This is a genomic window from Helicobacter suis (genome assembly GCF_902196135.1).
Taxonomy (GTDB): domain Bacteria; phylum Campylobacterota; class Campylobacteria; order Campylobacterales; family Helicobacteraceae; genus Helicobacter; species Helicobacter suis_A.
In genome coordinates, this window is record NZ_CABIKE010000007.1 from 58,518 (window position 1) to 81,434 (window position 22,917).

20 protein-coding genes and 1 pseudogene are annotated in these 22,917 nt (G+C 40.1%); 11 read left to right on the forward strand and 10 right to left on the reverse strand.

Features of this window, described 5'->3' with window-relative positions:
- Positions 1–2 precede the first annotated feature (2 nt).
- The 4 genes from G6Q06_RS05320 to mltG all read right to left on the reverse strand — a co-directional run bounded on the left by G6Q06_RS05320 (position 3) and on the right by mltG (position 3,345).
- On the reverse strand, positions 3–830 hold the full coding sequence (locus tag G6Q06_RS05320) for a 2-oxoglutarate ferredoxin oxidoreductase subunit beta (protein WP_163532887.1): 828 nt from the start codon (positions 828–830) through the stop codon (positions 3–5).
- Complete coding sequence (locus G6Q06_RS05325; protein WP_163532886.1) at positions 831–1,961, reverse strand: 2-oxoglutarate synthase subunit alpha; 1,131 nt, start codon at positions 1,959–1,961, stop codon at positions 831–833. It abuts the gene before it with no gap.
- Complete coding sequence (locus tag G6Q06_RS05330; RefSeq protein ID WP_006564976.1) at positions 1,958–2,299, reverse strand: 4Fe-4S dicluster domain-containing protein; 342 nt, start codon at positions 2,297–2,299, stop codon at positions 1,958–1,960. The genes G6Q06_RS05325 and G6Q06_RS05330 overlap by 4 nt, the downstream gene beginning before the upstream one ends.
- A gap of 116 nt (positions 2,300–2,415) precedes the next feature.
- A complete protein-coding gene (gene mltG, locus G6Q06_RS05335; RefSeq protein ID WP_163565934.1) occupies positions 2,416–3,345 on the reverse strand; it encodes an endolytic transglycosylase MltG in 930 nt (309 codons plus the stop codon).
- 1 nt (position 3,346) lies between these two features.
- Here mltG and G6Q06_RS05340 point away from each other — a divergent pair, with 1 nt between their 5' ends.
- The 9 genes from G6Q06_RS05340 (at position 3,347) to G6Q06_RS05380 (ending at position 12,106) form a co-directional block, all read left to right on the forward strand.
- Positions 3,347–6,298 (forward strand): AsmA-like C-terminal domain-containing protein, encoded by a 2,952-nt coding sequence (locus G6Q06_RS05340; RefSeq protein ID WP_163565935.1) that lies wholly within the window; start codon positions 3,347–3,349, stop codon positions 6,296–6,298.
- Positions 6,270–6,497, forward strand: coding sequence for a FeoA family protein (locus G6Q06_RS05345; protein ID WP_163565936.1), 228 nt, complete (start codon positions 6,270–6,272; stop codon positions 6,495–6,497). The genes G6Q06_RS05340 and G6Q06_RS05345 overlap by 29 nt, the downstream gene beginning before the upstream one ends.
- Positions 6,494–7,120, forward strand: a complete 627-nt coding sequence (gene nth, locus G6Q06_RS05350; protein ID WP_163532882.1) for an endonuclease III — start codon at positions 6,494–6,496, stop codon at positions 7,118–7,120. The genes G6Q06_RS05345 and nth overlap by 4 nt, the downstream gene beginning before the upstream one ends.
- A 70-nt stretch (positions 7,121–7,190) precedes the next feature.
- Positions 7,191–7,628: a flagellar motor switch protein FliN gene (fliN, locus tag G6Q06_RS05355; protein WP_240328614.1), complete on the forward strand. Its 438-nt coding sequence runs from the start codon at positions 7,191–7,193 to the stop codon at positions 7,626–7,628.
- An 8-nt stretch (positions 7,629–7,636) separates the two neighbouring features.
- Entirely contained in the window at positions 7,637–8,443 is an 807-nt protein-coding gene (locus G6Q06_RS05360) for a hypothetical protein (protein WP_240328613.1), read from the forward strand.
- Positions 8,436–9,386, forward strand: coding sequence for an energy transducer TonB (locus G6Q06_RS05365; RefSeq protein WP_163565937.1), 951 nt, complete (start codon positions 8,436–8,438; stop codon positions 9,384–9,386). The genes G6Q06_RS05360 and G6Q06_RS05365 overlap by 8 nt, the downstream gene beginning before the upstream one ends.
- Positions 9,386–10,405, forward strand: a complete 1,020-nt coding sequence (pyrC, locus tag G6Q06_RS05370; RefSeq protein WP_163565938.1) for a dihydroorotase — start codon at positions 9,386–9,388, stop codon at positions 10,403–10,405. The genes G6Q06_RS05365 and pyrC overlap by 1 nt, the downstream gene beginning before the upstream one ends.
- Positions 10,380–11,474, forward strand: coding sequence for an exo-alpha-sialidase (locus G6Q06_RS05375; RefSeq protein ID WP_430734577.1), 1,095 nt, complete (start codon positions 10,380–10,382; stop codon positions 11,472–11,474). The genes pyrC and G6Q06_RS05375 overlap by 26 nt, the downstream gene beginning before the upstream one ends.
- Entirely contained in the window at positions 11,474–12,106 is a 633-nt protein-coding gene (locus G6Q06_RS05380; RefSeq protein ID WP_163565939.1) for a hypothetical protein, read from the forward strand. The genes G6Q06_RS05375 and G6Q06_RS05380 overlap by 1 nt, the downstream gene beginning before the upstream one ends.
- Positions 12,107–12,142: 36 nt before the next feature.
- On the opposite strand, the gene G6Q06_RS08610 is transcribed toward G6Q06_RS05380, so the two are convergent.
- From G6Q06_RS08610 to G6Q06_RS05410, 6 genes and pseudogenes are all read right to left on the reverse strand, one after another.
- Positions 12,143–13,759, reverse strand: coding sequence for a VWA domain-containing protein (locus G6Q06_RS08610; protein ID WP_240329258.1), 1,617 nt, complete (start codon positions 13,757–13,759; stop codon positions 12,143–12,145).
- A gap of 3 nt (positions 13,760–13,762) precedes the next feature.
- Positions 13,763–15,721: an AAA family ATPase gene (locus tag G6Q06_RS05390; RefSeq protein WP_163565940.1), complete on the reverse strand. Its 1,959-nt coding sequence runs from the start codon at positions 15,719–15,721 to the stop codon at positions 13,763–13,765.
- A gap of 117 nt (positions 15,722–15,838) precedes the next feature.
- The gene (locus G6Q06_RS05395) at positions 15,839–16,606 is read right to left on the reverse strand and encodes a pseudouridine synthase (protein ID WP_205435909.1); all 768 of its coding nucleotides are present in this window, start codon (positions 16,604–16,606) and stop codon (positions 15,839–15,841) included.
- The gene (dnaE, locus tag G6Q06_RS05400) at positions 16,606–20,202 is read right to left on the reverse strand and encodes a DNA polymerase III subunit alpha (protein WP_205435899.1); all 3,597 of its coding nucleotides are present in this window, start codon (positions 20,200–20,202) and stop codon (positions 16,606–16,608) included. The genes G6Q06_RS05395 and dnaE overlap by 1 nt, the downstream gene beginning before the upstream one ends.
- A gap of 185 nt (positions 20,203–20,387) precedes the next feature.
- Positions 20,388–20,747, reverse strand: a complete 360-nt coding sequence (locus G6Q06_RS05405; protein WP_163565943.1) for a hypothetical protein — start codon at positions 20,745–20,747, stop codon at positions 20,388–20,390.
- 128 nt (positions 20,748–20,875) lie between these two features.
- Positions 20,876–21,361: pseudogene (locus tag G6Q06_RS05410) on the reverse strand (GIY-YIG nuclease family protein); the annotation flags it as partial.
- Between the two features lie 20 nt (positions 21,362–21,381).
- On the opposite strand from G6Q06_RS05410, the gene G6Q06_RS05415 reads away from it, so the two are divergent.
- Entirely contained in the window at positions 21,382–21,561 is a 180-nt protein-coding gene (locus tag G6Q06_RS05415; protein WP_163565944.1) for a hypothetical protein, read from the forward strand.
- A 378-nt stretch (positions 21,562–21,939) separates the two neighbouring features.
- The coding region (locus tag G6Q06_RS05420; protein ID WP_275896954.1) for a PBECR2 nuclease fold domain-containing protein at positions 21,940–22,917 on the forward strand (978 nt) is incomplete at its 3' end.

The window sequence follows — 22,917 nt, forward strand, 5'->3', positions numbered from 1 at the left end:
CTTTAAACTTTCTTTTTAGAAAGGGCTTTATCAATCACACCTTGGTAAGCTTGGCAGTACTCCATTTTGCTGGTGTCATGTTTTAAAACACCTACGGGGTATTTATCCTCCCTTTCTTCCGGTGTTAATTCCTCATACTTGCGCTGGCTTACCAAACGAGATTGTATCCAATTAAGGGTTTGTGCTGCCTCGCCCATTTTGTTTTTACGCCCTAAATTAATATGACAATTACTGTGTACATCAATAAAACTAAAGCCTTTATGGTTAAAGCCCTCACTTAAAACCCGCTCTAATTTTTTAGGATCTAATACACTCTCCCTAGCCACAAAAGTTGCCCCTGCTGCCATTGTAATTTGGCATGGATCAAAGTGGTTATCAATATTGCCCCCTTGAGCCGTTACTGTCCACATGCCATTTGGTGTTGTTGGGGAGGTTTGTGAATTAGTCAGGCCATAGATAAAGTTATTAACTAGCACCAAATTTAGATCAATATTGCGCCTACAGGCATGGATGGTGTGATTACCCCCAATAGCAAAGCTATCCCCATCGCCTGAAACCACCACCACATGCTTACTTGGATTAGCCATTTTAATACCGGTAGCATAGGCCAAAGCGCGCCCATGTGTGGTGTGCACGGTATTACAATTCACATAAGAACTCATGCGCCCACTACAGCCAATGCCACTAACAAGGCACACATCATCCATATTCCAGCCCAAATTATCCATAGCACGGATAATACACTTTAAAATCACCCCATCCCCGCAACCCCAACACCATAAAGTGGGTGTTTTATCTACCCGCAAATATTCATCATAATTAAATGCCATCTAAAACTCCTTGATTTTAGAAATAATTTGTCGTGGGGAGATGGGGCGTCCGTTGGCTTGTAGCAAACTATGTACTCTTTTGCCCATGCTATGCTCGATCTCGTGTAAATACTGCCCCTTATTAAGCTCCACCACTAAGATTTTATCAAACTTTTTACCCAGTTCCTCTAAGCGCTTTTTAGGGCTAGGCCATAGAGTTAAAGGCCTAAAAAGGCCTACTTTTTTAGGGTAATTTTCTGCTTGAAGTTCTCTAAGCGCGTCTTTGATAGCTAGAGTAGTTGAGCCATAGCCAATAATTAAAATCTCAGCCCCTTCTATGTCTATTTCCTCATTATGGCTTATGGTATCTAACTTAGAATCGATCTTATTAAACAAGCGATCCATAAGAGCCCCGCCTATTTTAGCATCCTCAGTAGGAAAGCCAATGGGCCCATGGTGAAGCCCTGTAATGTGGTAGCGATAGCCTTGAAAGAAGGGGTTTAAAATAGCCGGCTCATCTTGGGGTACGCCATAAGGTTGGTATTCTTTAGGATCGCCTTTAAAAACGCGCCGATCCACCACGCTTTTTTGCACTTCCTCTAAATCTGGCAAACGCACACGGCCATACATATGCCCCACCGTTTCATCTAGCAGTAAAAAAACAGGTGTCATGAGCATTTCAGAGAGATTAAAAGCACGGACAGTTTCTGTATAGGTTTCCTCTAAATTTCCCGGGGCTAAAGCTACGGCCTTAAAATCCCCGTGAATGGGGTGTTTTAAAAAGTCCACATCGCCTTGTGCTACTCTTGTTGGCATGCCAGTAGAAGGGCCTGATCGCATCACATCTACAATTACAAGGGGCGTTTCTGTCATGAAAGCATAGCCCATTTGCTCTACCTTAAGAGAAATCCCCGGACCTGAACTAGCTGTCATGGATTTAACCCCACTCATGCTAGCCCCTAAAGCTACAGAAATCCCCCCGATTTCATCCTCCATTTGGATAAAATGCCCTGCATGCGCAGGTAAAAGCGTACTCATGGCATGCATAATATCTGAGCTAGGCGTGATAGGATAGCCCCCAAAAAAGCGACAACCCGCATCAATAGCGCCCTGTGCAACTAAATCATTGCCATCTGAGATCACCTCTCTCATTTTCCTCTCCCTTCTGCTAAAGCCTCTGCTAAAAGCATGTAATGATTAGCCCGCACTTTTTCCCCTCTTAATTCTGCCTCTTTAGACACCTTAGCAAACTTAAAATCTCCCTTTTCAGCTACATAAATGGCAAAATCTGGACAACCCAGCTCACACTTATAACAACCAATACAGCTCTCCGGATAAGCCACCTTAGCCACTTTCCCTAAAACATGCGTGGGCTTAACCCCCATTCCTAAAACCCCCGCTGGACACACTGATACGCATAGATCGCAGCCTTTACAGCGCTGCTCATTTACCCAAACAGGTACACCCTCAGGCGCTTTCATTTTAGACATCTTAAAACTCCTTGAAACCATGATTTTAACCAGAGTAAAACGGCGTGATACTAGCATTAAATTTCTAAATCATAACTAATATAAGGCGCTCTTTTATCATTTTAAATGCACATCTGCTAATAGCTATGGATAGAACGCACATGTTCTTGGTAATATTGGCTAAATTTATGTGTTCCCTCTTTGGTTTTTACAAAGTATAAAAATTTTGTGTTAGCGGGAAATAAAGCGGCCTTAATGGCCTCTAATCCTACACTGCCAATAGGCACTTTGGGTAATCCCTTATGCTTGTAGGTGTTATAATCGCTAGTATCCTCTAAAATACGCGCATGTGTAACTTTTGTGTGGGAATATTTGCCATAATTTAAACTCCCATCCATTTGTAAGGGCATGCCCTTTTTTAAGCGATTAACAATTACCCCAGAAATTAAAGGCATTTCAGAAGCATTCGCCGCTTCTTTTTGGATAATAGAGGCAATGATGAGGGTTTTTTGCCACTCTTTGACATCATAGCGGCCTAGTAGTTGTATGCTAAGATTTTGGTAGTATGTGTGGGCATGTTGGAGTAAATAGTGCATTAGATTCTGGGCTGAAATGCCTAAACTAAAGCGGTAGGTATCTGGAATGATACCCGCTTCTTGATAGGGTGTGTTGTAAGCCTGCTTTAAATCCTCCACCTTTAAATAAAAAATTCGGGCTAAATCGCGGATAAAAAAATAAAGGGTTTCTCCGGGGATTAGGGTAATGTCTCTATACACAGGCTTAGAAACGCTGAGGGCATGTAAAAAATCCCCTTTTCTAATTTGATTGTGTTCTTTAATAGAAATAGCGATATAACCACTCTTGGGTTTTTGCCATATATGCAACCCTTCCATAAGGCGCAAAATCCATAGGTCTAGGGTATTAACTTGTATAGGAATTATAGGGGTTGTAGCTTCCAGAGAGATACTTTTTAAATGATAAAAGGCCTTTTTAAGAGGGCCATTTGGCATGTAAACAATGCCACTAGATTTTATCGGTATACTAAGATAAAAGAACAACGAAAGCATTATGATTAAAGCAATCTCTAAGAGGTTTTTACGCCCTCTTTTTTCCCTAATCCTTATCTTTGCACTGCTCTTAATTACATATATTACTCTAAGAAATGGAATCTATATCTCCTCCATACACATCGGACAGATCAAGCTAGAGCGATTGTATCTAAAACTAGATAATAAGTTTTTGCTAGACATTGGCATGTTAGATATTGCAGCACTCATCAAGCCTAAAGCCCAAAGGAGAATCCCTAGTATAGAAAAAATTGTACAAGGTATTAGATATGGGATATGGACACTAGATTATTTTAAGCGCTTATCTATCCAAAAGATTTATATTAACCCCACCACTACCGCCCATGTCTTCTTTGATGGCCACCAATATGAAGTCTCTTTTCCGGGCATTGAGGGTAAATTTTACCTAGAGGAGCGCCAAAAAATCTATTTAAAAATTTTACAACTAGATCTAGCGCCTTATTTACGAATCGCAGGGAATGCAGATTATAATAGCCAAACCAAGCAACTTACCTTTAATCTGCAACTCTCGCCACTAGATCACCCTTCTCTTAGAAAATCTAATTTAAAGTTTTTCATGCAGGGTTTAACAGATTTTAAAACCCTAGCGCTTAAATGCAATAGCAATGCCATTAACCACTTAGATTTTTTAAAACCTTATATACCCGCTACCCATAAAGTTTTGCGCACTTGGTTATTTGATAACATCAGATTTTCTAGCTTTAAAATTGAGGATGCTAAACTTTCTCTTAATCTTAAGGATAAACACCTACTAAACACCCTATTAGCACAGCTAAGTGTACAGGCCATAGTCCAAAACGCGCGCGTTTCCTTTCACGAAAATCTCCGGCCTATTCTGTCTTCTAAAGTCTTGCTTGAGTTTAAAGATCAAGTTTTAATGATTACGCCTGAGTACGCGACTTATGAAAACATGGCTTTAGAAGGCTCGCATGTTAATGTTAGCCATTTTGGAAGCGCTTCTAAATTAGTAGCCAGTATTAAAATTGCCCCTAGAGCCTCTTATCCCCATGTGGAGCGCTTGCTTAAAGCCTATAAAATTCTTTTACCCCTAAAAAACATGAAATCTCTAATTGGCGCAGATTTATTACTCACACTGCAATTTGTACCTCATGCCCACCCTTTAATTTTTATACAGGGCAGTGTTAGCGTGGGGGAGGGGGATTTTTTACTCTATGGTGTACCCTTATTTAGCCAGTCTGCTAACATCTTTTTAGACATTAATCCGGAAGGCAAAAATGTTTATATCAACACACAACACACCCGCTACCACAACATGGCCGATATAGATGCGCGTTTGACTTTAGATTTCAAGCACAAATTATTAACCAGTAGCGCCACTATCCATAAAATCCAGATCAACACCAATAGCGCGATTAACATGCGCGCCTTTAGCCCTTATAGAACCACGATTAATACCCACGCCCCTTCTTTAGAACTAGATATTTTACCCGATCTCATCGCTCGAGGGCAATCCTCACAGGCCTTTCAAGATAAAATCCGCCAAATAATTAAAGCCCAAAGCCAAGAAATATTTACTAAAGATGCGATCTATGCCAATCAAAATAATTTGCCAAGCCTAAGCTTTAATTTAGACTTCTCTAAAGAGCATAAAATAACATTTAGAATTAATGAGTTAGGGATTGAGGGGGAGATGGGCAAGATCTATAGTTTGCGTGTTAAAAATCTAGCCAAACTCATTCCTATTTCTCCACTAGCGCGCTATTTTGCCCTTAAAAAGGGATCACTTAAAATTAGCACTAGAGATTTTCACAACTTCCAATTTTTTGGCATAAATTTAAATATTGATTTGCCCTTATACTACCATGATGGCCGTCCCATTAATTCCTTTTCTCTATTAGGCACTTTTAGAAAAGATAGCGCGGAGATATTTAGCCCCGACGGTGCTTTTATGGCTAAAATTCAAGGAGGCGAAAAAATCGTTTTTATCAATGATATTAACTTTAATGTAGATGAGTTTTTAGACTCTAAAGTACCCGTTATTCAAGAGTTGCTCGCTCCAAGCAAATACAAACCCACTAAAGAACAAATCAGAGCCGAGAAAATTTTTATCCGCTCTAAACAGCACTATGAGAAAATACATAACATTCTCCCAACCGCCACTATTATTAATGCCACTAACACAGTGCTAACTTTTAAATCCTTACCTCTAGCCTTAGAAAATTTGCGCTTAGTGATTAGAGACGGGCAGGTTAGCATAGATGGCAGTTACCAACGGGCTATGCTCAATCTTGATATGATCCATGGCAATATCACGCTAAAGGCCAGTAATTTTAGCGGGGATTATCTTAACATGGCGCTACAAAGCATCACTTCTCAAGATATTATCCAAGGGGGGTTGTATAATCTTGTTGGGGGCTATAAAGATCGCGTGTTTAATGGAGAATTGCGGCTACAAAATACCACCATTAAAAATCTTAAAGTCTTGCAAAAGACGGTGAATGTGATTAACACCATTCCCTCTTTGCTTGCATTTAGAGACCCGCGTTTAGGCGCTAATGGTTATGAGATTGCTAAGGGTAAAATTATTTTTGGTATCAACGCAGGCTATATTGGTTTTGAGCACATAGACCTTATAGGTACAACTCTAGATGTAGATGGCAGTGGGATTTTAGAGTTATCAAACCGCAAACTTGACATGTCCTTAAATCTTTCTACAATTAAAGGTTTTGCAAATGTAATTAATAAAATTCCCATTCTTAACTACCTTATTCTAGGTAAAAATAGGAAAATCTCTACCCATGTTAATTTAAGCGGCAATTTGGATAATCTGAATGCAAAAGTTACCTTAGGTAAAGATATTGTCCGCGCCCCCTTTAAAATTTTACGGCGTATTTTTGCGCCTATAGATATTATCATTAGTGAAATCAAAAAAGGAATGAGAAATGAATCTCCTGGAGTGCCAAAAAAATAAGCGCTATAGGATTGTAGGAATCACCACTCAAGACTCCCAACTGAAGAACCGCTTTTTATCTTTTGGGATTATTGTAGGGGAGGAAATAACCCTTTTGCAACACTCCATGAAAAAGGCCACCTTTAGTATTGAAATTGGGCATGCACAAATTGCCTTGCGCGCCCATGAAGCCCAGTGTGTTTTGGTTAACCCCTTATGAAAGCAATGATCATTAAAACCTTGCTTTTAGAGCACTTCAAACAGCCCACTACAGAGCTTATTTATCAAAACCCTTATGAACTACTAGTAGCTGTACTGCTTTCAGCACAATGCACGGATAAACGAGTCAATGCCACAACCCCTGCTTTTTTTAAGGCCTATCCAGATGTGATGAGTTTAGCTAATGCCTCTTTTGAAGATGTGTATCAATGCATTAAAAGCATTTCTTATCCTAATAACAAGGCTAAATATTTAATCCAAATGGCACAACAGATCTTGCAAAATTTCAATGGGCAAATCCCAAGAAGCCAAAAAGAGCTTAAAACCCTAGCCGGTATTGGCCAAAAAAGCGCGAATGTGGTATTATCTGTAGCTTTTAATCAAAATGTACTAGCCGTTGATACCCATGTTTTTAGAGTGTCGCATCGTTTGGGTTTAACTAAGGCTAAAAATACTTTGCAAACGGAGGCTGATTTGAGCGCTCTATTTAAAGAGGATTTAGGCGCACTCCACCATGCCATGATTTTATTTGGGCGTAGAATCTGTAAGGCTATTAAACCCCAATGTTCTATTTGTTTTTTACAAGAATTTTGTTTAAACAAGGCTAATTTCAAATCCCGTTAAACCCTTAATTAGGTAATTGCTGGTATGATAATCCATTTTAAATGGTTATCTCTAAGAAAGGTAAAATTGTATGGATAGCCAAAACAACAATAACAATGGTAATAATGGCAATAAAGATGGGGTGAATATCCAGTCTAACCCTACACTGGCAACTTTGACACCGGTTAACCCTAGGCTTAAAAAGCAACCCACTCTTAACCCTAGAGAGTTAGAGCTGACAACCTATTTAGAAGAGTTGATCAATGATTATAAAGGGTTATTAGACATGGAAATTACTTTCATGGCCGAGCTTGGTTCTACTTTTATTCCTTTAAGGGAAGTGTTGCGTTTTGAAAGAGGATCGGTGATTGATTTGCAAAAACCTGCAGGAGAGAGTGTGGATACTTTTGTTAACGGGCGCGTTATTGGTAAGGGAGAGGTTATGGTGTATGAGAAAAATTTAGCAATCCGCTTAAATGAAGTGTTAGACTCCAATGCTATTGTTTACTACATCGCTAAGGACTTATAGAAGCGATAATGATCAAAGCGCGCTATCTTTTTGTATGGGTGTTTGTATGCGTAAGCATTGTTGCCAATCCTATTGCTGCAAATCTTAATAAACTAGAGCAACTCCAAATTATCCCCACACAAAACGATCAAAAAGGCGTGGCGGTTAATCTACTTTTTAGTAAGCCTCTTAGTCAAACCCCAAAAATTTCTCCTATGCAAGTGATCACCCTACAAAACATGGATTCTTTTGCCCCTAGATTGGAACATTTTAGCGCCTCCGTTCTTACAGAGCTAGCCATTTATTACCAAGATAACACCCTTTTTATCGTGCCAAAGAGTACCACTCTTTTCCATGTTAGAGCTAAACTTTCGCAGGATAAACGCTATTTGCGCCTAGAATTTGTCCCTCTTTTATCTGAACTCACCGATGTAGCGCAAAAATCTCAAGAGCAGACCGCCCCAGCCCCTAAAACTGCGTCGCTTAAAGATTTTGAATGGGATTATTTATGGAAAGTAGGGATTGTGATTGGCGCTTTATTGGTGTTATTATGGATACTTAAACGCAAAAGTACCCAGAAATTTCTCTTCCCAAAAGTGGGTCTTGAACCAAGTGTAACTTTTATAAAACCCCTAGATGCCACCCATAAACTCGTTACTATTGAAGTACGCAACCAGCTATACTTGATTTTATTAAACTCTAACCAAAGCCTTATTTTAGATAAGATCACGCTAGATTTCCCCAAAAAAGACCCCACATTACTTAAAAAAGAAGCCCTTATGGAAGAAACAAAACAGCGTATCAGAGAATCTAAGCTGAAAAGTTCCTATGTCTAGGTCTGTTAGAGCACTAGACAGAGACTTTATAGATAGACGCTCTGATCGTAATTTCTATATCTCTTTATTTATTTCATGCTTACTCCACTTACTCCTCTGGTGGTTAGTAGAGTACAGCCATCAATTTTTCCACCAACCTAAGCTTGTTAAGCTCAACCCTAGCAATTTATTAGTACTCAAACGCGGGCGATCATTAGATCCTAGCAAGCATACACAAGGAGCGCTCAGACCCTCTAGGGCTGCACCCAAACACAGCCAAACCCCCCCAACCCCCCAAACTCCACCAGCGCCCCCATCTCCGCCCTCTCCTCCTGTAGCACAGCAAAAACCTCAGCCCAGACCCAAACCTCAAAGAGTGGTTGAGCGCAAAAGACACAGAGCCAGCCCGCATAAAAGTACGCGAGTGGCTAGTAGAGAAAGCCATCATAAAGCTTTGCGCAGAGAGCAAAGAGAGGAGCCTAAGAAAACAACCCAGCAAAAGACCGATGATTTTAACCCTAATAGCTTATCCTTTTTGCCCTCAGAGCAAAATTCAGCCGCGCCACCCCCAACCCCTAGTGAGCGCAGTTATGAAAACGATAAAGGCATGGATAGCCAAACCCGTAAAGATATTGACGAGCTTTATGGAGAAGAATTTGGGGATTTAGGAACGGCTGAGAAGGATTTTATTAAGAGTAATTTAAGTGAAATTGGGCGCATTACTCAAAAATACCTAGAATATCCCAGTGCAGCCGGATATTTAGGGCAAGACGGTGTAGATGCGGTAGAGTTTTATCTCCACCCTAATGGTGATATTACCGGGCTTAAAATCATTGAACCCTCCGGTTATAAGCTCTTAGATGATAATACGCTTAAAACTATCACCATTGCTTATAAAGACTACCCGCGCCCAAGAACTACAACTCTAATCCGTATCCGTGTGCGCTATTTTATTTACCGCTAATGGATAAAATCACCCTACAAGACCCCCTAGACATGCACTTGCACCTAAGGGAGGGTGTATTACTCAAAGCCATTTTGCCCTTTAGCGCTCGCCCCTTTAGTGCAGCGCTGATTATGCCTAATTTAACTATCCCCATTACTACCACCAAACAAGCCCTAGATTACAAAGTAGAAATTGAAAGTCTAAGCGCGCATTTTAAACCCCTAGTAGCTCTTTATTTGCATGAAAAACTCAGTAGCCAAGAATTAGAACAAGCTAAGGCCGCCGGGTTATTTTTACTCAAACTCTACCCTAAAAATGCCACCACTAACTCAGATCAAGGGATAGGCAATATTTTAAGCCCACACATGCTTAAGATTTTAGAAACAGCCCAAAATCTAGGTTTTATCCTTTGTATCCACGCTGAAGATCATGGCTTTGTACTAGATAGAGAATATAACTTTCATCCTATTTTAATCACCCTAGCTCAAGAATTCCCCCGTTTAAAAATCATCATAGAACACATAAGCGATGCGCGCAGTATCCCCCTTTTAGAACGCTACCCTAATTTATACGCAACCCTCACCCTGCATCATATCGCGCTTAATTTAGATCATCTAGCCGGAGGCGCGTTAAATCCCCATCTTTTTTGTAAACCTCTTTTAAAAACCCCCAAAGATCAGCAAGCGCTTTTAAATTTAGCCCTCAATGCACACCCTAAAGTAGCCTTTGGCTCAGATAGTGCGCCTCATCTAATCGCTCATAAACACACCCACACCTGTAGCGCAGGTATTTTTAGCGCGCCTTTGCTTTTAAGCGCGCTGTGCTCTCTTTTTGAAGAACACAAGGCCTTAGATAAACTCCAAAGCTTTATTAGCCAAAATGCCATGCGCATTTATGCACTTAAAGAGATTCCGCATAAAACTATCACGCTGATTAAAAAACCCCCAAATCCACCTAAACTTCCCGACGGGTTATATATGCCACAGATTTTTCCCCTTCATTGGAGTGTAGATGCGATCTGTTCTCATCTACTCTAGCTTATTGGTTTTACTTTTTCTAGGTTTCACCCTTAAAGCTCCCCATTGTTTTTCTTTTAAAAAGCCCCCAACACTCACACAAACCCCGCCCCTATTTACTTTAAAAACCTTGCCCCCTCCGCCTGTTAAATCTGTGCATTCAGCCACTCTTAGCGCGCTCTCTAATGATTATTTACTAGCTGCTTATTTTGGAGGGAGTGCTGAGGGTTTGAGTGATGTTAAAATTTATGCTAATCTTTACTCTATTAAAACGCAAACTTGGCAAAAGGCCTTTGCTTTATTATCCGCACCAGAATTAAGCAAACTGGCTAATGTTTATGTAAAGATATTAGGTAACCCGGTTTTATTCACACAGCATAACCGCCTCTATTTATTTGTAGTGGGTGTGAGTCTTGGAGGATGGGCTACTTCTAGGATTTATATGCTAGTCTCTAATATAACCCCCCCCTTTCATTTTTCACTCTTACAAATCCTTCCTTTAAGCCCATTTCTTAATATCAGCCATTTGGTGCGTACCGCTGTTTTGCCCACCACTGATGGGGGTTTTGTTTTGCCTACTTATCATGAATTAGCCCATAAATTCCCCTTACTACTCAAATTTGATACACAAGATCGTTTGCAACTTCTAATTAAGCCTAATACGCTTAAACAACAATTACAGCCCACCCTAGCCCCTTATAAGTCTTGCGCGCTCATGGCATTGCGTAGTTATAAAACACAACAATTTTATACCCAAACCTGTAAAACCCCTTTGCAGTGGAATTTACCTCATTTAAGCAATTTACATAACTACGATAACTCCATTGTACTTTTTAATGCCAACCACACGCTTTACTTGCTTTATAATCAACCTCTTAAAAATAGCAATAATCCCCGTAGCGCTCTTTATTTAGCTAAATTTAAAGATGGATACTTTAGCCCACTAACCATTTTAGATAGCAGTTTAAAAGGTGAAGTGAGTTACCCGGCTGTTTTAAATTTTAATAACCAAATCCATGTGCTTTATACCAAAGAGCGTAAAGCCATCATGCACCTTTCTTTTAATCTAGGTTATTTAAAACAATTTTAATGGGTGATTCTGCGTATTTATTTGCCTGTGCTTTGGCTATTTGTGTGTGGGTGTGCTCTAAAAGGTATGCGCTAATTAAGGCATTTTTAGTTTTTATAGGTTTACAACTTCCTCTTAAAGGTTTAAGTCTTAGCATGCTCTGTGTGGGGCTTTTTGGACCTGTGAGCCTGCTTAGTTTAGGATTATGTGCGCATGCATTGCTAAATTACTACACCCATCAAGAAATTTTACCTTTAAAAGTGGCGTGGTTTTTAGCCCTTTTTGGAGGCTTTATTTTTATAGATACTTTAGGATTTTTACCCTTTAGTCTGATCTATGCTCCTTATAAGATTACGCTAATTAGCCTATGTCTGTTCTCTTTATGCGCATTTATTCTTGATAAACCTTTAGGCATGCTCTTTTTAGGTGTATTAGCCTTATTGCTCCTAGATCGCCTATGCTCTTTACATTTTCCTGTGCTTTATGTAGCTTTTATGGATATTTATTTGTGGATCGTGGCTTTAGTAAGGATATTAAAGACTTTGCATTATCGCTTGAATAAATGCTACAGAGTTAAAAATTCTTTGAAAGCTTTAAAAAAAAACAAAGAAAAATCCAGAGTGCCACTAGCGAGCAACTTTTTAGTAGAATAAAATTTAATCTCAAAGTAGCTTCCACCTCTAAACCCCCTACAAATTCTCTTGTAACTGGCAAAGTACTCTAGTGTTTTTATTATGGCTATCATACACCCAATGCTTATCAAAAGCGCGTTTAGCCCCTGAGTTGCCATCTATATCTAGCAGGTAAAAATGGTTTTCATCCTTGCGTTTTTGTTGCATCTGCTGCGTGATATTGTTATCTAGTTCTCCAAAATAGCCATCAGAAATAACTAGCAAATCCGCTTTTTTATAATTTTCTCTTTGCATCATCTGCAAACCCTCATGTAAAGCTAGATTCACATCCTCACCACCCCCAAAACTCATGGTTAAAAAGCGATTCAGGCGCGCCATTCCTCCGGCTTTACTTAAATCCATCGCGCTAGTTTGGGTGCTAAAGTTAATCAGATAACACCCCCGCTTCTCTCTTTTAGCCCGCGAGGCTAAAGCAAGCGTGATAGCCTTAGCCGTGATCTCAGGTGCGCCATGCATTGAGCCACTGGTATCTACACAAATAATAATAGGCCCTCTTTGATCCTCTTGTTTTTCTATTTCTTTTTGCACCTCCTCCTCCACCTCCTCTATGCCCTCTAACTGCCTTTGTTCAAACCCTTGTTTTTCAAAGCAAAAAAGCTGTTTAGTGATAAATTTTAGATCAAAGAGCAATTCAAGATCAGGATCGTTAAGCAAAGTCAATTCTTGCGGGATCACATTTTCTAGATCGTTATCTAGGTGGATGCCACAAATCTCTTCTTTATAGTCTCTAGTGGGGTGGGTTTGTGTATAAAAGTAGCTACGCGTGGTTTGAATGATCTCTTTAATCATCTCCTTTTGCATCTCTTTCATGCGCCCTAACATATCACAAATATCCATTAAAGCCTTGTTATTTTTAATTTGCTCAAATAAAGCCAAAATATGGGCAAGATTTAAACGCGTAGGGTTAGTACCCTTTAGGGCATATTGCCTCCTCGTGTTTTTTTGCAAATCTCCTGCAGAAGGGTTAGCGCTCCCTCTGTGTTGCCCGCTGCCCATATCTTCTTGCAAATCTCCCCCTAAATCTCCCCCCATATCCAGCCCCTTGATTTCATCTAAAACCTGTTTACGCGTCTTTTCATCTCCTAGCTTCTCTAAATTAAGAGCCTCTAGCACAAGCCCCTTAGCATCCATAAACATCCCCTCTTTGCCAAAGAGTTCGGGGGATTTTTTAGCTAACTCCCTAGCCTGTAAAAGCGCTTTAAACCACGCTAGCATTCTTTCTAAAAAATCCGCCTCTATGCTCTCTATTGTCTGTTTTTTATAGCGTGCAATCTTGCTCTCTAAAATCCCTTCCCATTTTTGTAAGATAAATCGGTGCAACGCTTTATTCTGCTCCTTACTAGACGAGGGGCTATGTAATCGCCTTTGTTGCTCCTCAATAAAGCTTAAATCCTCCTCAGGGTTAAACTTGCTAAAGGCCTCTGTAGTTTTTTCTACTAGCTCAGCCTCTTGCTTAGCATAACTGCGCTCTATATAAGCCCCTCTCTCTGCTTTAAAAGGGTGATCTTTAAGTGCTTGCTTGATTTGCTCCTCTTTTTCTAGCTTTGCCTGCTCAAATGCGCTAGCAATCTCCTTGTCTTTTAACAGATCGCCATAGGTGTCTTCTAAATTCATTTGTTACTCTAGATCACTAGTAAGTCTATTGGAATTATCCATACTATCCATGTTGTCATAATCATAAGGCAAAACACCGGCCTCTATCGCTTTGTGTAACCAATCGGTATTCTCGTTGATTGAGCCGTCTAACTTGAGTAACTCTGTGCTTAAAAACTTGGCAAAATCCTGACTCATTTGTTCAGGATTTTGGGGTCTACTACCTTGTCTTGTTTGTAAGTTATTTATGAGTGGTGCAAACAATTGTTGAGAGCTAGATAGCAGATTGCAGCAAGCTTTTTGTAAATCCTTTTCTACCTCCTCCTTGCTTTTAATGCCCTGTATAAACTCAGCTAAACCTATGCCTAGCGCCTCTATACAAATATCTACCTTCTCCTGTTTTATATCCCACACAGCAAAAGAATGCCCCGGGACAGACCCGTTAATATTTGTAAGAAATTGGGCTATATTCTTTCCTAGTTTCTGTTTTAATCTATTAACTAAAAGTCTATCTAGCACAGGTGCTGTGCCAACCGCCTTTTCTGGTGCTGTGCCAACCATCTTTTCTAGCGCCCTTTTAGCAAACACTCTTTTTGGATCATGCAACATTTCCTCAAGTTTTAATTGTAAAACCCGTGCCTGCTCTAGCGCTTCTTGCGCCCCTAAAAAGGCGATTTTGTGATCATTGGCCGATAAAAACACATTGGCCTTTTCTCCTCTTTCTTGGATTTCCCTTTTTAAAGCACTGATCTGATCTTGCACCTTAGCATTTAACCTTTGCCAGCCATTTTTAAACTCTGCGGGGCTCTTTTCCTTATACAAATACTCCAAATAGTTAAACTCCTCCTCTATTTTTTCTAACTCTTTTGAGCCGGTATGCGCACTTTGTTTTAAACATTGGCGCAAAATCGCATCAATTAAAGGGATTTGTTGATCATGATCCCATAAACAATGCCTTAAAAGCACTAAATCCTCTACCTCCACCTCTTTTTGATCGCTAAGTAAGGCGCTTACTTTTAAAAGCTCGCCACACTGCTTAAAACGCCTATCAGAAACATAGGGGATCAAATCTTGATCTTGATCTTTATTTTGATCTTTATTTTGATCTTTTTGCTCTGTTTCTGTATTCTCTGTTATTCCTAGATAAGAGGCGATGAGCTGGGGGTTATCTTTAAGTTTTTCTAAAGTGCCTCTAATTTCTAAGAGAGTATCTAGGGCTTTTTGAGAAAAACAAATTTTTCTAGCCTCTTTTTGAATCTTTTCTAAATCCTCATCTGAAAATCCATTCTCTGTTTTTCCAGTAATAGGGCTCATCTCTTTCTCTTGCATCTCCTCTAGGCCACCCTCTATCTTTCCTATAAGAGGGCTAACATCCTTTTTTAAAGACCTGTCCTCCTCCTTTCTAATAATAGGGCTAATCTCCTCCTCTTGAATCAAACTGCTAAAATTCTGTACAGATTGTAAAGGCTTTACAAAATAGCGCACCAAGCACCTATCATAAAGGGCCTCTAAACCTTGATTTTTGGGAGGAAATTCATTACTCGCACACACCACGCCTCTAAGCGGAACATGCTCATCTTTGCCCCCATTTCTAAAAAGCCTCTCATTTAAAATTGTTAAAAGAGTGTTTAAAATAGCCGGCGAACTTTTCCAGATTTCATCTAAAAAGGCAAAATGGGCTTTGGGCAAGTAGCCTTTGGTATTTCTCACTAAATTATTTTTCTTAAGCTCGCCTATGTCTATAGGCCCAAAAATATCCTCAGGTGTGCTAAAGCGGTGCATTAAAGCTGCAAAGAAATCAGTAGCCCCAAAGGCGGTGCTTACCCTGCGCGCTAACAAAGATTTAGCCGTACCCGGAGGTCCATAAAGAAAGATCGTTTTACCCGAAAACATCGTTAAAAGCATAAGAGAGGCGCACTCCTCGCGCTCTAATAAACCTTTTTGTACATCTGCTAATAGATCCCGTACTTTTTGCTTGTACATAAAAACAAACTCCTTATCTAAACATAGAATGGATATTATGGGGAAAAATCAAGGGATTTAAACTAGGGAGTAAATTATATTTTAACCCATGCTAATTTTATGTGCGTATCCACGCCTCTAACTTGTCAAGCTTAGATTGGAGTTGTTTAAAAACTGGTGTAGTTGCTTGTATTCTTTAGGGTTTAAATAGCGCGTTTTGCCCACAGGTAAAGCATTGAGTGAGACAAACCCAAAACTAACCCGTCTTAAATCTAGTACTTCTTTCTTAAAGTGAGCAAAAAAGCGGCGGATCTCGCGGTTATGCCCCTCTTGTAAGGTAAGTTTAATCTTAGAATAATTGCGGTGGTTTTTAAGGATTTGGCAGGCCATAGGCGCAATGTGCATACGCGTGTGTTTGCTCTTAGGATGCGCGCCTTCTAAACCCTTAATCTCTAATCCTGTTTGCATGGCCTCTAGCATAGTTTGCGTGATATTCCCTTGAATTTTGACTAAATAAACGCGCTCTAAAGAGCTGTGCATCAGCGCATTTACTACTTGCTTACTATCGCTTAAAAGCAATAACCCCATAGAGGTAAAATCTAAACGCCCAATAGGGGTAAAATGCCTAAATTTGCTCTCTAAACTCTCAAAAATCGTTTTACGCCCACGATGATCAATTCTACTTACTAGTTCGCCTTTGGGTTTATGATAAACCAGCACGGTATAACTTCTTTTTTCATAAGAGTTAAGCATACGCCCTTCTACAAAGATTTTATCATAAGGGCTAAAGGGAGTGGCAAAGCTAGCTAGTTTGTGGTTAATCTTAACCTTGCCCTCTTTGATGAGTTTATCGGCTTGTCTACGCGAGCAGGGTAGATTGTGGGCTATTAATTGATTAAGGCGCATTAGGTGTCTAACCACTCAAAGCTTTTAAAATTCTCTTTAATTGCCGTGTTAACCTTTAAAGCCGTTGTAAATTTCAGTCGTTTGCCCTTTTCATTAAAGATCACAGAAAGGGCGCGATTACCTTTATGGCGCTTAGCTTCTTCTTTAATGCGCACAAAGAGATCAGGAGAGATACTAGTATCTAGCACCAAAGAGAGAGGGGTATGCTTTTGATCCAACAAACAACTAGTAGTGGCGTTAAAATCTTTAATAATGTCTATAGGTTCTGTATCTGGCTCTTGTTCTTCTGTGCTTTTATAGCGCGCCTTAATAATTTTAGTCTGTTTAATTGCCTCTAAAGTTTGGATTTCTAGTAACCTTAAACGGGCTACTTCCTCTTGTTCCTCTACCTTGCATTTAAAAGCAAGTGGTAGGGAAATATCAAGCTGATCTAAAGCGCTGAGCTGTTTTTCAAAAAGCAAGAGATCAAAGCGCCCGGATAAATCCACAATACTAGCCTCTCCATAAGGTTTGCCGCTTTTTTTACCTATTTTGCGCTTGAGTTCTAGGATTTTGCCAATAAAGGTCGCTTGCGATCCAATCTCAAGGCGCAAAATATCCCGACTCTTGGCTACATTTTTTAGGGCTTTAATTTGATCTTTAAACCCATCTAGTGGGTGTCCTGAAAAATAAAGCCCCATGCATTCATATTCAAAATCTAAAAGCGTACTATCATCGTATTCATCATAAATTTTTAATGTTAAATGCGCTTTCTCTCGATCCTCAGTAGATAGATTAGCAAATAACCCACCACTCATCTGGGCATTAGATTTATCCTTGCGCCGCCCTTCCTCACAAATCAAATCCAAGTTTTCTAGCATAGTCCTGCGGTTATAGCCCAAATTATCTAAACTCCCGGATTTAATCAAGGGTTCTAAAATGCGCTTGCTAAACTTAGAAAAATCTATCTTGCTGATAAGATCTTCTAAATCCTTAAACTTCCCGTATTTTTCCCTGAGTTCAACTAGCATGCCCAAAGGCCCCTCGCCTGCTCCCTTAATTGCCTCTAAACCAAAAATAATCACCTTTTCCCCATTCTCATCTTGTACTCTAAACTGCACATCAGAAACATTAACATGCGGGCGCTTGATCTTAATGCCCATAGAGTTAGCTTCTTCCACATAGTAGGCCACCGAATCAATATGGCGGCACTCGCTACTTAACATGGCAGCCATAAAGGCGTGTTTGTAGTGGGTTTTTAAATAGGCCGTTTGAAAAGTGAGCATCGCATAGGCAGCCGAGTGGGATTTATTAAAACCATAGCCGGCAAATTTAACGATGAGATCAAAAAGTTCGCCTGCTTTATTGCAATCAAAGCCCTTTTGACTCGCGCCCTCTACAAATTTAGCCCTGTTATTAGCCATGATCTGTGCGTCTTTTTTACCCATCGCACGGCGGATCAAATCCGCCTCCCCTAAAGAAAAGCCGGCAATGGTTTGTACAATTTGCATCACCTGTTCTTGATAGATAATAGTCCCATAAGTGGGGCGTAAAATAGGCTCAAGCGCATCAAACATGTAGGTAATGGGTGCAGATCCGTGCTTTCTATTCACAAAATCATCTACCATGCCAGATTCCATAGGCCCCGGGCGTCCTAGCGCAATAATGGCAATGATATCCTCAAAGCGCGAGGGGCGCAGGCGTTTATTAAGAGTCTGAAACATGCCAGACTCAATCTGAAATATCCCCACCGTGTTGCCCTCTTGAATCGTGGCATAAACCTTAGGATCGTCCATATCCACACGCAAAAAGTCAATTTTTTCATGGCTGTATTTTTCAATGATATTTAGCGCGTCATGGATAACCGTGAGGGTTTTAAGCCCTAAGAAGTCAAACTTAATTAAATCTATGGCCTCTAAATATTTCATAGAATATTGCGTAACAATGCCCCCCGTGCGCTCGCTAGTATATAGCGGGGTTTTATACCACAGCTCGCGTTCACTATCCACCACTAAAGCTGCAGCGTGTTTGCCTGCTGAGCGGTTAAGATTTTCTAGGCGCAAGGAAAAATCCCAAACCTCTTTGGCTAATGTGTTGGTCTCTAGGAGGGTTTGAATCTTGGGCTCTAAATCATAGGCTTCTTGCAAAGTGATGCCTAGACGATTGGGGATAAGCTTAGCCATTTCATCGGCCTCTTTATAGGGCATGTCTAGCACCCGCGCCACATCGCGAATCACCCCCTTAGCCAGCATTTTATTAAAGGTAATGACTTGGGCGACATTGTACTTTCCATATTTTGCGATCATATAATCTAACATCTCGCCTCGCCGTCTTTGGCAAAAATCTGTATCAATATCTGGCATAGAAACGCGCTCAGGGTTTAAAAAGCGCTCAAAGAGTAAATCGTATTTGAGTGGGTCAATATCTGTAATTTGCAAACAAAAGGCAACTAAACTGCCTGCTGCACTACCCCGCCCCGGGCCTACGGGGATATTATTTTCACGCGCATAGCGGATAAAATCCCACACAATGAGCATGTAGCCTGCAAAGCGCATATCTGTAATGACTTTAATTTCATACTCTAGCCGCTCCTCATAGCGCGCATGTTCTTTAATATCCATCATTTCTAGGCGCTTTTTTAAACCCTCCCTAGCCTTGTGGGCAAAGTAGGGCGCGTCTTCTTCTATATCCAACCCCTCGCTTAAAGCGTACTCTTGTGTGAATTTAAAGCGTGGCGGGGTTGGGGGGTTACTCTCATCTTTTAAATCAATCTCAAGCTGGCATTTTTGCGCGATCTCTTGGGTGTTCTCTAAAGCTTCAGGAATGTCTGCAAAAAGTTTAGCCATTTGTGCAGGAGATTTAATATAAAACTCGTGTACTGAGTGTCTTAAGCGGGTAGGATCGTTTAATGTCTTGCCCATTGCTACACACATGGCAATTTCTTGGGCGCTAGCATCCTCTTTGTTAGTGTAGTGGGTGTCATTGGTGGCGATGAGTTTGATCCCTGTTTCTAAAGAGAGTTTGAGGATTTGATCATCAATAAAGAGTTGGTTGGCAATGCCATGGCGCATGATTTCCATGTAAAAATCCTCACCAAAAATACTCTGGTATTCCTCTGCCACCCGTTTAGCCTCATCATAGCCCTTAGCCCCGTATTTTTTGTTTTTTTCACTAAGGGTGTTTAAATGCCAATTAATTTCGCCTTGTAAACACGCACTTGAGCAGATGAGCCCCTTGCATCGCTCTTTAAGGAGTTTTTTATTAATGCGGGGGAAGTAATAAAAGCCCTCCAAAAAAGCCTGTGAACTTAGATACATTAGGTTATGATAGCCCTCTAAATTTTTAGCATAAAGGCAAAGATGGAAGCGCTGTTTACTTTGTTTATCGCCTAAGTTTTTAGAGTTGTGGATATAAGCCTCCATGCCAATAATGGGCTTGATTCCCTCTTTTCTCATGCAAGTATAAAAATCAATCGCCCCAAACATGTTGCCATGATCGCTCATGCTCACACTTTCCATGCCAAGCTCTTTAATCTTTTTTGCTAAAATTTTAATTTTATTAGCCCCGTCTAAGAGCGAGTACTCGGTGTGTAGGTGGAGGTGGGTAAAATTTTGCATGAAAGTCCTTTCTTTCATCTTATTACGGAAGGACTTAAAAATCAAACTTTTAGTGGATTGTTTTATTATGCGTTATTAGTAAAAACTTTTTTATTTCAATCCTCCTTTAAATCCTCCCCCAGTCTTTTTACTACCCCTCTTAAAACTTTCTTTTTTCTGCTTTGGGCATCTTGTAAAAATTCATGCTAACTTTTTGTTAGCACAACCCGCGTATCAGAAATTTTCTTAAGATCATACCCTCTTAATTTATTAAGTACCCCCACTCCACCAGCTGTAAAGGCAATTGCTAGTGCTGAGGTAGTGGCTGGAAGTCCTAGCACTCCTACAGCCCCAGCTGCAACTATACCACTAGCAGGAGCAGCCACGCCCCCACTTGCAAGTAGTGCCGTAAGAGCCACGCCAATTGCCCCTATTGCTACAGCCCAAGCAACCTTGCCTGTTGCCTTAATCCTAATCGTTTTGGTTGCTAAATCCCCCTCTATTTCTATGCTATCTCTCCCCTCTTCAATCGCTCTAGCCAATTCTTTTTCAGTTTGGATTGCCATGTTTTCTCCTTGCGTTTTAGATTTTAATTTTCAAGTTTTTCATCCTATTACGAAAGGACTTAAAAATCAAACCCTCTAGCGTGGATTTTTATTCCCTTTTAGCCTGATATATGCCTTATCCTTATTCCTTATAAATCCTCCCCCGGTTTTTTTACTACTCCTCTTAAAACTTTCTTTTCTCTGCTTTGGGCATTTTGTAAGAGATTGGCATGGCTCTCTTTAGTTTCTTGAGGCCAGTCTTTACCCTGTTCTTGTACATTCCATTCAGGATAAGCTCCCATTACACTTAAATAATCACGCAAACATGCCTCTTCTAAAAATTTATAGCTCAAAGAAGCCTCAGGGACTTCATGCATTCCTAATAACCCTTTAATAAAAGCCTTAAAATTATCTTGATAGATCATATAAAACTCTATGTTTTTGCCCGCAAGAATACTATGATAAAGAAAATACCAAATCCCAAAACTTCTAATACTGGGTCGCCCATTCACACCCCCATCTCTATAAATCTCTAAAGTCTTTTTGATTCCACCTTGCGCTTGAGAGCCCCCAATCTTTTTAACCACTCCATCTACTACAATTAAATACACCCGCGCTACATTCTTAGTTAAAACATAACTACGATCAAGATAGTTTGAGTATTGCTAAGGGGATTGAAATAGATGAACCTATTAGAGCCGCTCAAGCCTTACCATACTTTAAAACTACTTTAGAAAATCCAGACTTCCTACTCCAAAATCTACGCGGTGAATTGCACTTTCTCAAAAAAATAGATACAGATAATTACGCGGTAGTGCGTGGAATAGGTATATAAATAGCTTAAATCATAAAGAGACCCCATATTGGCGCTTAGAATTATGGGATCAAGAAGGGCTAAAAGATGAACTTAAATACACCAATTCAACTAACCCTATAGATTTAGAACGCGGGTTTGCTAGCAAACAGATACACAATGGCCAATTAGGATTTAGCAAAGATGAGTTAAATAAATGGCGTTTAGAGAATCATAGAAAGAAATAGCGCCTACATAAGAGAATTAGATCTCAAAGAGCTAGCTAAACAAGAAGCAAAAAAGAAACGCGAACTTAACAAAAGCCTTTATACCCAATGGAAAAACGCCTTTAATCTTAAAAACACCAATGAGCCTTTTATCCCTAAGTTTGCCCCTGAAGTTAAACAAGCTTTAGAAAGTGTGTTACAAGGAGAAGATATTAAGCTCACTCAAGGGAGTTTATATAAGTTAGTTAAACGGGATAAAGGCGGGTTGATAGATTATATTAGACCGACTTTAGAAAGCCCGGATGCCATAGTCAAACAAGTGGATAATGCCTTAATCTTTGTTAAAAACATTGAGGGCAAGAAATACTTTACCAGCGTAGCGCGCAATGATAGCGGGGAGTGGATTATAACCAGTAACGCGCCTAAAACGCTTAACAATATCCAAAATAAAATTAAGCAGGGAGGGGAGATATTACATAGCACCTTGCCCGAACTTCCAATAATCGCTAAGTCCGAATTATCCGCTAAAGCGTTGAGTAGCGAGGCAAGGAGCGCAGAGGCTACACAACAAGCGCTTAAAAATCAAGATTTTAAAGCAAAAGCTACAGAACTTTACAACACCGCTAAAGCCCAAGAGGGAGAGTTTAAAGAGTTTTTAGAAAATCTTAAGAGTGCTAATAATTCTTTAGAATTAGGCCAAATCCTTAAGAGTGAAGCTAGTATTGAAAGTAAAATTGCGCGCAAGCAGGGGGATATAAATGCGATAGGGGATTATCTAAGAGCGGCCATTATTAGTAAAGATAAGACCCAGTTAGATACAGAGTTAGTAAGACTAGTAGATAGCTTAGAATCAAGAGGAATTAAGCCCACTATAGAATTACAGCACAGAAACACCGGGTATAAAGGTGTACATATACAATTTAAGTTTAATGGTGTGCCTTCTGAGATACAACTACATACAGAAAAGAGTTGGGAAATTAAAAAGCAAATGGATAGTATCTACCTGTATTGTTCTCCCATGCAAACGCCACATGATGAAAACTTAGAAGTAATCCCGAATTACTGGCACTTGTATGGGGTGGATACGAGCAAACACTACCCCCGCATAACACGCGCGGCCTACAATCCTTATCATCATAGAAACGCTGAGATCAAAGAGGTAGAGAAGTAT